The 13,584-nt window shown below is 40.8% G+C and carries 8 protein-coding genes; 7 read left to right on the top strand and 1 reads right to left on the bottom strand.

The genetic code is table 11. The features are described 5' to 3' along the window. Positions 1–12: 12 nt before the first annotated feature. From AC1TO8_RS18480 to AC1TO8_RS18470, 3 genes are all read left to right on the top strand, one after another. Positions 13–1,611 carry an amidohydrolase gene (locus tag AC1TO8_RS18480; RefSeq protein WP_482057103.1) on the top strand — a complete coding sequence of 533 codons (1,599 nt, stop codon included), beginning with the start codon at positions 13–15 and terminating at the stop codon, positions 1,609–1,611. 351 nt (positions 1,612–1,962) lie between these two features. After that, positions 1,963–7,617 (top strand): bacterial Ig-like domain-containing protein, encoded by a 5,655-nt coding sequence (locus tag AC1TO8_RS18475; protein ID WP_482057102.1) that lies wholly within the window; start codon positions 1,963–1,965, stop codon positions 7,615–7,617. Between the two features lie 205 nt (positions 7,618–7,822). Then, on the top strand, positions 7,823–8,596 hold the full coding sequence (locus AC1TO8_RS18470; RefSeq protein WP_482057101.1) for a DUF2935 domain-containing protein: 774 nt from the start codon (positions 7,823–7,825) through the stop codon (positions 8,594–8,596). 78 nt (positions 8,597–8,674) lie between these two features. Here the strand turns inward: AC1TO8_RS18470 and AC1TO8_RS18465 are convergent, their stop codons facing one another. Continuing rightward, a complete protein-coding gene (locus tag AC1TO8_RS18465) occupies positions 8,675–9,451 on the bottom strand; it encodes a 3'-5' exonuclease (RefSeq protein WP_482057100.1) in 777 nt (258 codons plus the stop codon). A 377-nt stretch (positions 9,452–9,828) separates the two neighbouring features. On the opposite strand from AC1TO8_RS18465, the gene rbsK reads away from it, so the two are divergent. From rbsK to rbsC, 4 genes are read left to right on the top strand one after another with little or no spacing between them, the layout of a single operon-like run. Next, positions 9,829–10,707: a ribokinase gene (rbsK, locus tag AC1TO8_RS18460; RefSeq protein ID WP_482057199.1), complete on the top strand. Its 879-nt coding sequence runs from the start codon at positions 9,829–9,831 to the stop codon at positions 10,705–10,707. A 3-nt stretch (positions 10,708–10,710) separates the two neighbouring features. After that, positions 10,711–11,109 (top strand): D-ribose pyranase, encoded by a 399-nt coding sequence (gene rbsD, locus AC1TO8_RS18455; protein ID WP_482057099.1) that lies wholly within the window; start codon positions 10,711–10,713, stop codon positions 11,107–11,109. Between the two features lie 18 nt (positions 11,110–11,127). Next, positions 11,128–12,609 carry a sugar ABC transporter ATP-binding protein gene (locus AC1TO8_RS18450; protein ID WP_482057098.1) on the top strand — a complete coding sequence of 494 codons (1,482 nt, stop codon included), beginning with the start codon at positions 11,128–11,130 and terminating at the stop codon, positions 12,607–12,609. A gap of 2 nt (positions 12,610–12,611) precedes the next feature. Further along, a complete protein-coding gene (rbsC, locus tag AC1TO8_RS18445) occupies positions 12,612–13,577 on the top strand; it encodes a ribose ABC transporter permease RbsC (RefSeq protein WP_482057097.1) in 966 nt (321 codons plus the stop codon). The last annotated feature ends 7 nt before the right edge of the window (positions 13,578–13,584 follow it).

The following is a 13,584-nucleotide window of genomic DNA, read 5'->3' as shown; positions in this document are numbered from 1 at the left end:
AAGGAGATCATCATGGGGAAATGCTGGTGGAATGGAACCATCTATACGATGGAATACGAAGGGCATACCGTAGAAGCTGTGTATACCGAGCAGGGTACTATAGTCACTACGGGTAGTAAAGAATACATAGAAGAGAGTTTGGAAGGACACATCGATGAATGGATTGATCTGCAGGGAGCTACGATGTTTCCCGGATTTGTAGATAGCCATATGCATCTGATTGGGTATGGTGAGACCTTTCTCAAGCTGGATCTTTCTAGGTTGAATAGCAGAGAGGAAGTACTGCGGGCTGTTGCGGATCGTGTTGAAATCATGCCAATAGGGTCATGGATTATCGCTGAGGGATGGAACGAGAATAGGTGGTTGAATGTTGACACTATTACAAGAGAGTTATTGGATGGGATCTCACCTAATCATCCAGTGATCTTAAGACGAATTTGTCGACATGTATTAGTAGCGAATTCGTTAGCTATACGGGCAGCTCAGATGAATGAGATGCAGATGAGTCCAGATGAAGATGCCACAGTTAGATTAAAAGTTGAAAAGCATGAAGGAATTTATAAAGATACAGCACAGGATGTTATTCTTAATGTAATACCAGAAGTAACGGTTGCTTATCTTGAAGAAGCTTTGATGTTAGGTATTCAACATGCTTGGCGTCAGGGACTGGTTGGTGGGCATACGGAAGATTTAAGCTATTATGGAAGTTGCTCCAATACGTTGCGCGCATTTCAGAACGTTATTCATGGACAAGATATGATGTTCAGAGCGCATTTACTAGTCCATCATCTGGTAGTGGATGATTGGAAGAGTGCAGAGCCAACATTGCTTATACAATCGGCATTCTTGGAGTTTGGATCTATGAAAATTTTTGCAGATGGTGCATTAGGAGGGAGGACAGCCCTGTTGAGCAGTATGTATGCAGATGATCCCAATACTAACGGAATCGCTATACATACGGATGAGGAGCTTAATCAATTGGTTCGCAAAGCACGTTTATTCGGATTACCTATTGCAGTGCATGCGATCGGAGACCTTGCTGCGGACAAAGTGTTGGAAGTCCTTGAACGCCATCCTACGATTAATGGAACAAGAGATAGATTAATCCATGGACAAGTGCTAAGTCAGGACTCAATGGAACGGATGAAGAGATTACCGGTTGTGATTGATATTCAACCTACTTTTGTCGTCTCTGATTTCCCGTGGGTTATGGAGCGGGTGGGCTTGGAGTCTAACCTATATTTATATGCTTGGAAAACAATGCTTGTGAATGGACTTCATTGTGCAGGGGGATCAGATGCCCCCATTGAAAAGGTTTCACCACTCCTTGGTATTTATGCTGCTATAACGAGGGTTAATCCCGAAGATTCAACACAAACAGTATACCAACCAGAGGAGCGTCTGAGCTTGTTCGAAGCCATTTCCTTGTACACGACAGGAAGCGCTTATGCGAGTGGTCATGAGCAAAATCAGGGAGTCATCAAAGAAGGATATTATGCAGATTTTACGATATTGAATATGGATCCTTTTCTGCATAAACCAAATAAGTTGTTAGAAGATTGTATCGAAATGACCGTAATTGATGAAACGATCGTGTATCGTAGGCAATAAAGAGATAAAATAGGTGAATCAAACCGTCTTTGGAACTCTCCTAGCTATAACAGTAGAGGGGGCCTTTTTTTGATTAATATATGATAATTTCACCATATGAATAATTCACAACAGTAAACTCAAATTAATCTAGATCATACTCACATATGCATCATATCGTGGTATCTATTCGAAAAAGACAAATCTACATGATTACGAGTGTCATTACAACACTTATATCTCAGAATGTTGGTAAGGGCATCACTTAAACGATCACCTGAGCAAATGATTATGGAGTTTATCGTTTGTAAGCGCTTTAATTAATGTGGTCAGATGACAATTACTTATGGTAACGAGAGGAGGATTTTGTTAATGGGAAAAGTAAAACGATTGTTAGCGTGTGTGATGTCGTTCGTCTTGTTAATACCTGCGATATCTATTCCGGTGGTTGCTGCAGAGCCGCCTGTAGGAATGATTGACATTACCAGTGATTGGCAAGGTAGTGTGTTTGGCGATGTTGGGGGACAAGACAAGATCACATCAGCCAATTTTGGAATTAAGGAAAATCAGGATGGGACGGTAACACTCAAAAGTGCTGGTGACAGAGGTAAGATATCAGGAAGCACGGATGGGATAGCTTATTATTACAAAGACATTCCTGTTGATGCAGATTTCGAATTAACGGCAACCGCTTCGGTTGATGCGTGGTCATCTAACAACCAAGTCGCTTTTGGTATTATGCTTCGAGATGAAGTATTTATGAACGTCCATGGGGCGGTGTATGGAGTAGGAGACTATGTGGCAGTGGGAGCGCTTGATCAAGATTTAAAAGGATTCACTAGACTGGGTGGTGCACAAGGGAAACTCACTTTCGATAACCCGATCGAAGCTCCTGGCCCAAACCATGTATATGATTTAAGTATTAAGAAAGCAGGAAATAACTACACTTTAAAGGTTGGTAACGAAATAAAAGTGTTAGAGAATTATTTGGGAAGTGTTCAATATGCAGGGCTTTTTACAGCAAGGAATACTACAGTTACATTTAGTAATGTGAATTTAAACATTGAAACACCAGTGGATATAGGGGCCTGGGATTTTAGTGCATTTGGGTCTAATACAGGTGGAGGTAAGACACCTGATCCAATCATAAACCCAGATGGTTCTGTAAGACTGACTGCTACAGGCGGTAAAATTGCTAGTAAGGATGAAGGAATGTCTTTTTACTATAAGGGGGTCCCGGCGAATACTAACTTTGAATTTGTCGCAAAAGCTGAAGTGAATAGTTTTAATAGTGACAGTAGCATCAATAATCCGAACCAAAAGTCATTTGGTTTAATGCTTAAAGATGATATTGGCGTAAATGCTACTACAGAAAAGCATGCTTCAAATTATATTGCCGTAGGTGCTTTAGATACTGTAATAAAAGGGTTTTATCAGTTGCTATCTGGGTCTTCAATTAGTAAACTAAAGCCTTTTAATGGTATAACCGTACCAACTCAGGGTGAAGCATATGATTTGAAAATTAAAAAATCAGGTAATACGTATGTATTAACGGTGAATAATGAGAGTGAAGTTATAACAGCAGATACCTTGTTGAGCGAACAAATCTACGCAGGTATTTATGTATCGAGAGACGCTGATATTACCTTCAGTAATATCCAACTCAAAGTGGATACTAGAGCCCCTTCTGATTTAAGAATAGATACCTCTTCCATGAAAACAACCTATTTAGTAGGGGAGGAATTGGATCTAAATGGGATGAGTGTAACCGCAGTATACGCTGGTGGGAATGAAGAAGTTCTAACAAAGCTAGACTATATCGATTCAGGTTTTGATAGTAGCATTTCGGGAACGAATCAAGTTACTATACATTTTAACGGAATAACGAAGACGATTGATCTAGATATTATCGCTTTAGAAGTTACAGATTTAATGATCAAATACTTCCCGGCTAAGACGGATTATTATGTAGGTGATTACTTTGATCCGGAAGGTTTTGTTGTTGAAGCGAACTATAACAATGGTTATATGTTAAAAGAATTAACGAATGATCTATACACGTTCTCCATTTCCGGTATGGAGATCACATCTGCTTATGTGTTCGATAGTCCAGGAACGATAACGATGGATGTTATATCAACAGAAACGCCGGGCGCAACTACAACTTTTAACATTGAAGTGAAGAGCGCCGCCATTTCTGAATTGCTCATTAAGCAGAAACCAGAAAAAGAGACTTACTTTATTGGTGACGATCTTAATCTGAACGGTTTGGTCGTTTATGCCAAATATGATGACAATACGGAAGTTAGACTAATGAAAGGCGAGTACACTGTTTCGCCACTTGATTCTGCGACTGCTGGCTCCAAATCACTTACAATTACGCATAAAGGGAAGACGGCTGTCTTTACTGTTACTGTGAAAGTAAAATCTCTCGTTGGGATTGAGGTTACACAATATCCAAAAACTCTTTATTATGTTCTCGAAGATTTCGATAATACGGGGTTAGAAATATCTCAGGTATATGATAATGGAGATAAAGTTCTTTTACCAGCAGGGGAATATACCGTTGACTCAACAACTCACTATGACAACACAAAACCAGGAGTTTATGAGATTCATATTGTTCCAACGGATACGAACCTACAACCAATCGACTTACATGTCTCTGTAAGGGACAACAATAAAGTGACGATTAACACGGATACATCGGTTAAGCTTGAAGCGCTTGCCGGTAGTGCAGGAAAAGTTACGGGGGATCATGATGGAATCTCTTACTACTATACAGAGATCGATGCCTCTGAAGATAACTTTGTATTATCTGCTGATATTAAAGTCATTGAATATGCGAAGAATCCGCATGATGGCCAGGAGTCTTTCGGAATAATGGCTAGAGATGCGATCGGAACAGCTGGTGATTCCAGTGTATTCGCTTCAAATATAGCAGCCATAGGTGGATTTAGCGGATCAACAACGAATGCGAACGGTACGCAATTATTCGTTAGAACAGGTGTGACAACACCGGATGGTGCAGGGAGCCAAGGTATTCAAGCGAGAATGATAGAAAATATAAGACCTGCGTCTAGCAATACGTATCCAGCTCAGCCTTATAGGCTAACGCTTGCGAAAACCAATAGTGGCTACACGGGGAAATTAAATAATGGGACAGAAGCGATATTATTTACCCCAGATATTCTAAACGTGCAAGATTCCAAAATATATGTTGGATTCTATGCAGCTCGGCTGGCAACGATTGAAGTCAGTAATATTCATTTCACTGTAACCGCAACACAGACCGATCCACCGAGAATTGAACCACCTCCGCAGGCCGTTACTCCTGGATTTGAGATTCTATCGCTCGACAAGACGTCTGAGACAGATTACGAATTAATGGTCAAAGCAAATGTCGATGGTACGATTACAGTAAAAGAAGGGCAAAGGGTCATCGCACAGGATCAAGTAATCGAATCGGGAGAACTAGTTACAATACCCGCTTCGCTTATCGCAAATGGTCAAACAAACTTCAGTATCACATATTTACCTAACGACACCCAGTTATTAACTTCATACGATAAAATAGTGCGTAACTTCACAGTAACAACGAAGTCCTATCTTGGAGATATCTATGTATCCCCAACGGGTACAAGGGATGGTTCAGGTAAGGAGAACAGTCCTCTTGACTTGGATACAGCGATCCAATTTATCGCACCGGGTCAGAAGATCATCATGCTTGATGGCAGATACGTACGCAATTCAAAGGTCCACATCAAGAAATACAATGACGGTAAGGCAGGGGCAATGAAATCACTGATAGCAGCCCCGGGTGCACAGCCGATCATTGATTTCGATAAGAAATCCGAAGGGGTCGTTCTTGGAGCAAGCTACTGGCATGTGAAAGGCATCGACTTCACACGTACAGCAGGAAATACGAAAGGCTTTACGGTAGGCGGAAGCTACAACATCATTGAGAGCAGTAATTTCTATGAGAATGGTGACACAGGACTACAAATTAGCCGTACAGACATTACTGAGAATGATAAAGCTCATTGGCCGGCTTACAATCTTATTTTGAACAGCACATCACATGATAACCGTGACCCATCTGATAATAATGCGGACGGATTCGCAGCAAAGCTTACATCTGGTGAAGGAAATATCTTCAGAGGATGTATTGCTCATAACAACATTGACGATGGTTGGGATTTATACACGAAGTCAGGTTCAGGTGCGATTGGCGCAGTAATTATTGAAGATAGCATCGCCTATAATAATGGCTTTTTATCGAATGGCACTATAGGTGCTGGCGACAAAAATGGCTTTAAACTTGGAGGCGAAGGGATCCACGTCCCTCATATTATCCGTAATAGCATCGCTTTCGGCAATGGCGCTTACGGTTTTTCTAGTAATAGTAATCCAGGTGTTATCGCGAAAGATAATATCGCATTTAATAATGCAAGAAGTAACATGAACTTCACGACGTATGTAAATATTCCGACTGATTTTACAATTGACGGATTTGTATCATACCAGAAAGATTTCACGGCTAAGGATACTTATCCAACAACTTTGAACTCAGATAAGAACTTTATGTTCAATGGTAAGGAATCCGTTAACCAATCAGGAGTAGTACTTACGGATGCGGATTTTGTAAGTCTAGTACCGGTTGTTCCTTACGCAAGAAATGCTAGTGGTCAGATTATCTTAGGAGATTTCTTGAAGCGCATCACGACACAAGATCCAGATGATGGTTCAGATGACGATGAATCTGGAGAGGACGGACCCGGTAACAATGAAACTGGTGGTACTGGATCCAACACCTCAGGTACAACTACGAGTGGTACGACGAATAATAAACTTAGTACACTGATTAAAGCGTCGACGACTTTAAAAGGAAATATTGCACAAAGTGCAGTGAATCAGATGCAATTAAACGACGCATTAGCTCAAGCGAAGGCAGATGCTGATGGTGTGAAGCAAGTGCAAATTGAAATATCGAAGGTAGCAGGAGTTACAAGCTATGAACTGGCACTGCCTGTGGCTTCAATATCTACGACTGGAAAGTTGCAGCAGATTGCCGTTTCTACGGAATTAGCCGATATTGTGTTGACTGGTAATATGTTAAGCGGTGTTCGTTTGGGTGATTCACGGACAATCACGTTGAAGATGACGAAGGTAGATCCCGCTACATTACCTGCAGACGTTCGAAACTCCATTGGTAACCGACCTGTGATCGAGTTAAGCATCACAACGGCCGATGGTAAGCAAGTGGAATTCAACAATTCGGATGCTTCTGTTCAAGTATCGATTCCATATCAGCCTACTGCTGAGGAACTTAAAAATTCAGGTCATATTACGATCTGGTATGTCGATAGTTCAGGAAAGGTAATTGCTGTACCGAACGGTAAATATGATGCGAAAACCGGAAAGGTAACATTCATTACGACCCATTTCAGTCATTTTGCTGTCGCTTATGTGCAGAAGTCATTCAATGACCTAGCTAAGGTTGCATGGGCGAAAAGTGAAATTGAAGTATTGGCATCTAAAGGTGTTATTCAGGGAACAACACCAACGACATTCTCACCAAGTCAGAATGTTACACGAGCAGATTTCATCATTATGATTGTCAAAGCTCTAGGACTCTCAGCATCTGTTGATGCGAACTTCTCAGATGTGAAGACAACAGCATACTATTCCAATGAAGTTGGGATTGCCAAGAAGCTTGGTATCGTAAGCGGTAAGGCTGACGGAAAGTTCTATCCGACAGAAAATATATCACGACAAGATATGTTTGTGATTACGGCCAAAGCGCTTCAAGCTGCTGGAGTACGGGGAGAAGGCGAAGCAACTGTTAGTGAATTGAATGGATTCACTGATCGGACCCAAGTTTCTGCGTATGCAGTGAGTGAGGTTGCTGAGTTGGTGAAAGCGGGAATAGTTACAGGTGATGCGAAATTACAACTGAATCCTCTAAGCCAATCAACACGAGCAGAGGCAGCGATCATTATTTACAAAATGTACGGTTTACGGTAATTAACTATGTAAGCTGAAATTGGATTGAAATAAGCACTGCAAGCTCTTAATGACGAGCTTGCAGTGCTTATTAATTATTAAATGATACGTTTTCCGATTATATCCGGAATTACATGATTCTAGATATATAAGTAGTATAGGTAACAAATGTTCTGCATACTCATAGGGATAGATGCTTCAATTTTATGAACGAGGAGGTGGGACTATGCCCTATACTGATCATTATGAAAGGGATATTTATGGGATTATAGGATTTTGGGTGGAGAACAATTATGATCATGGTCGATTCTTTGACAGAGAAATTAGCCATCATGAAATGGAACTTGCTCGTGCTAACCAGCATATGATTCACAAATTGGGAGCAATATATGAACGGACGAGATTAAAAACAGAAGATCCTGGCAAATTAATTCATGAAGCACAGCATGCAACACATGAATTTCAATGTTTACTCACACATACGTTGGATAAAGCTTTACGATGTGAAGTCATCATATCAACGCCACAGGCACTTCTTGATCACATGATTCGCGAAGCGGAAGAGACGGTGTCAGTCTTTAAATTGTTGCAATCGGGTAATCGCGTTTCACCAGCTGACGCAACGATACATGAGAATTACTTTTGGTTGAGACAAATGGCCGATCACCTTAGCTTCATAAGCCATTATTTAGATACATCGAATTATGAATTACATGATCAAGTCAGAGCCATGACCAAGAAATTTGAGAATCTATTTCTCCAGGCCAATGCACTCAGAACGATGATTCGTCATCCACGTAAAGAGGTACTGCCAGTTCTGAATCAATTTAATAAAATGGTCATTAAAGAAACAAAAGCCCTTGAAGCATTCAAATTGGAATTAGATGATTTAATTAAACAATGTGCTGCAGTGACAACATCACCGCCAGATTTATTAGAACATGTCGCTCGAGAAGCACATCACTTATGGAGGAACTTAGAGGATCAGGTTATATTGTAATATTGATGAATGATTGTAATATTGATAAATGGATGTAAAAAAATCACTATGGAGCGTACTCCATAGTGATTTTTCTATTTATTTCGAAGATATAGCAACTGGCTGCTTTTCTTTCGTTAATTCTGTGGTGAAATATTGTTGTAACTCAGAGATCTTTCTTGGATCCTCAAGAGCCACCTTTTCTTTAAGGTAACGTTCATGGAGATTCTCCCAAGTGAGAGGGATCTTCTGAAGTGTCATCGAACGAATCGCATTCTTCACCATTCTACGTTCTTTCGCATTGGAGTAAACATCTTTAAATTGTTGTATATGTGCGAAGTCTAACTTATCGAATATAGCTCGGAATACCTCAGACGTCATTCTTGCGTCATCTAATGCCCGATGAGCAGAGCCAGAGGGAATAATATTAAGATCATTCAGAGCGCCTTCGACACTAACATCATTTGTAACATTTTTATAGCGTGTGAAACCCTTCAATAAATCAAAATAGTCGGCTGCCATCCAGTAGGCATCATCAAGCTTATGCATCCGCGTATCATATATAATTCTTTTTAAATCTTCGCCACCCCAAGTGAAAAGGAGATAAGACTCACTTTGATTTAACCAGCTAATGAAATCACTAATGACTTTTACGAATCCGGCAGCTTGATCTATATCTTCCTGCGGAATTCCTGTTTTTTTCTTAATAAATGAGTTTAGCTTTGAGAAATAAACCGGTTTGATTAATGCTGAGAATTCATCCATATGTTGTAATTGCGAGTCTAATCGGACAGCTCCGATCTCGATTACCTCCATAGGTAGGTCGCTTGCAAATTTGCGGCCGTTGAATTCAATATCTAAAATAACATAATCCACGATGGTGCCCCCGTTCTTTAACTTGTTCTATTTTATCAGGGACCATAGGTAGTGTCCATGGTTAAATCAGTTAGTGTGAGTATTACTTTTTTTTTAGTATATGCAGTTGTAATTTAAAAGAATATATGATATTTTAATTAGATAATATGTGTAACCGGTTACATAACCTGTTTCTACATTCAGTTCAAACAAGATTGAACAAGATTCAAGCATTTAGTTATCGGTTATTATTCAGGAACAACAATGAACAGGCAGATAAGAGCTGAATGACATTCGCCAGCTGACATATGACACGAGATGTAAAGAAGTTGGGTTACTTATTAAGTTAGTTGTACAAGATAAGGATAACTATAAGACAAAAAGAAAGGTTGATTATGATGGCTAAGATTTGTGTGATTGGCAGTTGTGCAATGGATTTAGTGGTAACTTCATCTAAGCGCCCTAATGCGGGAGAGACCGTTCTTGGAGAAAAGTTCACAACCGTTCCGGGAGGTAAAGGAGCGAATCAAGCTGTTGCAGCGGCTCGTTTAGGAGCTGAAGTGACGATGATCGGTCGAATCGGAGATGATCATTACGGAGAAGCAATTATGAATAATTTTCAAAGCAACAACATTCATGTCGAGCATCTGAAACCGGTTACAGGTATGGAGACAGGTACAGCCCATATTATATTAGCGGAAGGCGATAACAGCATTATCGTAGTGAAAGGGGCTAATGATCAAGTCACTCCGGATTTCATTGAACAAGCATTAGATACTATTCGTAGTTCTGACATGGTGCTTATACAGCAAGAGATACCTGAAGAGACGGTAACTTATGTGAGTGAGATTTGCCATAAATTTAATGTTCCATTATTGCTTAATCCGGCGCCAGCACGTCCAATCACTGAAACAATAATAGAGAATGCTACGTATTTGACTCCAAACGAACATGAATGTACGGTTTTGTTTGCTGGTATGAGTACGGCTGAAGCTTTAAGAAAATATCCAAATAAGCTATTCATTACAGAAGGTAGTCAAGGCGTACGTTATTACGACGGAGATCAAGAAGTCGTAGTTCCGAGTTATAAAGTAGAAGTTATAGATACAACGGGTGCAGGAGATACTTTTAATGCTGCATTTGCGGTTGCTCTGGCTGAAGGGAAATCATTGCAACATAGTGTGAGATTTGCTAACCGAGCAGCTTCGTTATCAGTCACCAAATTTGGTGCTCAAGGCGGTATGCCAACTCGAGCAGAAGTAGAGGAGAGCCTTTAGATTATGAAGAGACACGGGGTATTGAACAGCCATATTTCCAAAATACTTGCTGACTTAGGGCATACGGATACCATCGTTATTGCAGATGTAGGACTTCCTATTCCAGCAGGTGTTCCTAAGATTGATTTGGCACTTACACTAGGTGTTCCCAGCTTTCAAGCTGTCGTTGATATGATTGTAGAAGATATGGTTATTGAAAAGGTGGTTATAGCTGAAGAGTTAGCTACAGCTAACCAAGAAACATCAGAGTACTTAAATCACAAATTTATGGAAATACCTATAGAGAAGTGTTCACATGAACAATTCAAGCTGCTCACTCAGAAGGCCAAGGTTATCATTCGCACAGGCGAGGCTAAACCTTATGCTAACTGCATTTTACAAGCCGGTGTCTTTTTCGGTTAAAGAGGGGGATCTACGATTATGCACATTACAATGAAAGGTATCCATAAGGCCTTCGGTGCGAACCGTGTACTGACGGGTGTGGATTTCGATCTTCAAGATGGTGAAGTTCACGCTCTTATGGGTGAGAATGGTGCGGGGAAGTCTACTCTTATGAATATACTGATCGGACTCCATCAGCGAGATCAAGGAACGATTGTAATAGATGGTCAAGAAACGTACTTTGCCAATCCCAAAGAGGCGGAACGAAGTGGAATCGCCTTTATCCATCAAGAGTTAAATGTCTGGTCAGACATGACCGTCCTAGACAATTTATTCATAGGGAAGGAACGGACAACGAAATGGGGTCTATTGAACACGAATGAAATGAAGGAGCTGGCAAATGAGCAGTTCCGTAAACTTTCTGTGACGATTCCATTGAACCGTGATGCTGGGGAATGTTCAGTAGGTGAGAAACAAATGATCGAGATTGCCAAAGCTTTGATGACCGACGCTAAAGTGATCGTTATGGACGAGCCCACTGCTGCCTTAACAGAGAGAGAAATACAGAAACTGTTTGATGTTATTGCCTCCCTGAAGAAAGAAGGGGTCTCCATCGTCTATATATCACATCGAATGGAAGAGATTTTCGCAATCTGCGATCGAATTACGATTATGCGTGATGGCCAAACCGTAGATACGACGGCAATTCCCGATACCAATTTTGATGAAGTGGTCAAAAAGATGGTTGGTCGAGAATTAACAGACCGTTTCCCTGAGCGGACATTTAATCCCGGAGGAATCGTGCTCGAGATCAAAAATGCTTCAAAGAAGGGGCAATTCAAAGACGTGAATTTCTCGTTACGATCTGGTGAAATTATTGGTTTCTCAGGATTAATGGGCTCGGGACGTACCGAAATGATGAGAACGTTATTCGGATTAGATAGATTAGATCAAGGTGAGATCTGGATTCGTGGAGAGAAGGTTACGATCCGCAACCCTGATGATGCAATGAAAGCAGGCATAGGATTTGTGACGGAAGACCGCAAAGACGAAGGATTAGTTCTTGATTTCTCCATTCGAGAAAATATGGTACTTACGAATCTATACAGTTTTGCGCCCAAAGGATTGATCAATGAAAAGAAAGAACAAGAATTCGTAGATATTCTCATTCAGCGTTTGCAGATTAAAACACAGTCTTCTGCAACGTTAGTACGTAACCTATCTGGAGGAAATCAACAGAAAGTGGTTATTGCGAAATGGATTGGCATTGGTTTAAGTGTCCTCATCTTAGATGAACCTACACGTGGGGTTGATGTTGGCGCTAAACGGGAAATATATCAACTCATGAACGAATTAACGGAACGTGGTGTTGCCATTATTATGGTCTCATCAGAGTTACCGGAAGTGCTAGGGATGAGTGACCGAATATTGGTCGTTCATGAAGGTGAAATCAGTGGCGAACTTACGAAACAGGAAGCAACACAAGAGAATATTATGACGCTAGCTACAGGGGGGCAATAGAGATGACCACTAATGATGGAAGTATAAAAAAAGGATTTCAAATCGGACAAATCACACAGAAACTAGGTCCATTACTAGGACTAATCATCCTGATTATTATCGTAACTGCGTTAAACCCAAGCTTTTTAGAACCGCTTAATATTCTGAACCTACTTAGACAGGTCGCCATTAATGCGCTGATTGCTTTCGGAATGACCTTTGTTATTTTGACAGGAGGCATTGATTTATCCGTCGGTTCAATTCTCGCACTATCCAGTGCTTTAATGGCCAATCTTATGCTCTCGGGACTAGATCCAATCTTAGCTATTGTTGTTGGTTGTTTGCTAGGTGGCGTGATGGGGATGGTCAACGGACTTATGATTACAAAAGGTAGAATGGCTCCATTTATCGCAACATTAGCGACCATGACTATTTTTCGTGGATTAACGCTTGTATATACGAATGGTAATCCAATCACCGGTCTTGGTGACAGCATGATGTTCCAATTATTTGGTCGTGGTTACTTTCTAGGTATTCCTGTTCCAGCAATTACGATGATTGTTGTCTTCATTGTCTTGTGGGTCGTCTTACACAAAACACCATTTGGTCGCAAAACGTATGCGATAGGTGGAAATGAGAAAGCATCCATTATTTCTGGTATCAAAGTCGATCGCATCAAAATTATGATCTATTCATTAATTGGGATGTTATCCGCGTTAGCAGGCGCGATCCTAACTTCTAGACTGAATTCGGCGCAACCGACCGCAGGTACGTCTTATGAGCTAGATGCCATTGCAGCTGTTGTATTAGGGGGCACGAGCTTAACAGGTGGGCGCGGACGGATTGTAGGTACTCTGATTGGTGCGCTTATTATCGGTATATTGAACAATGGATTGAACTTGCTCGGAGTATCCTCTTTCTACCAAATGGTAGTCAAAGGGATTGTCATTGCGATTGCAGTATTATTAGACCGTAAGAAGACGGCATAAGAGGGGG

It is taken from the genome of Paenibacillus sp. Y859 (assembly GCF_056786405.1).
The sequence above is the reverse complement of the archived record's forward strand: the minus strand, read 5'-3'. Positions and strand labels throughout refer to the sequence as shown.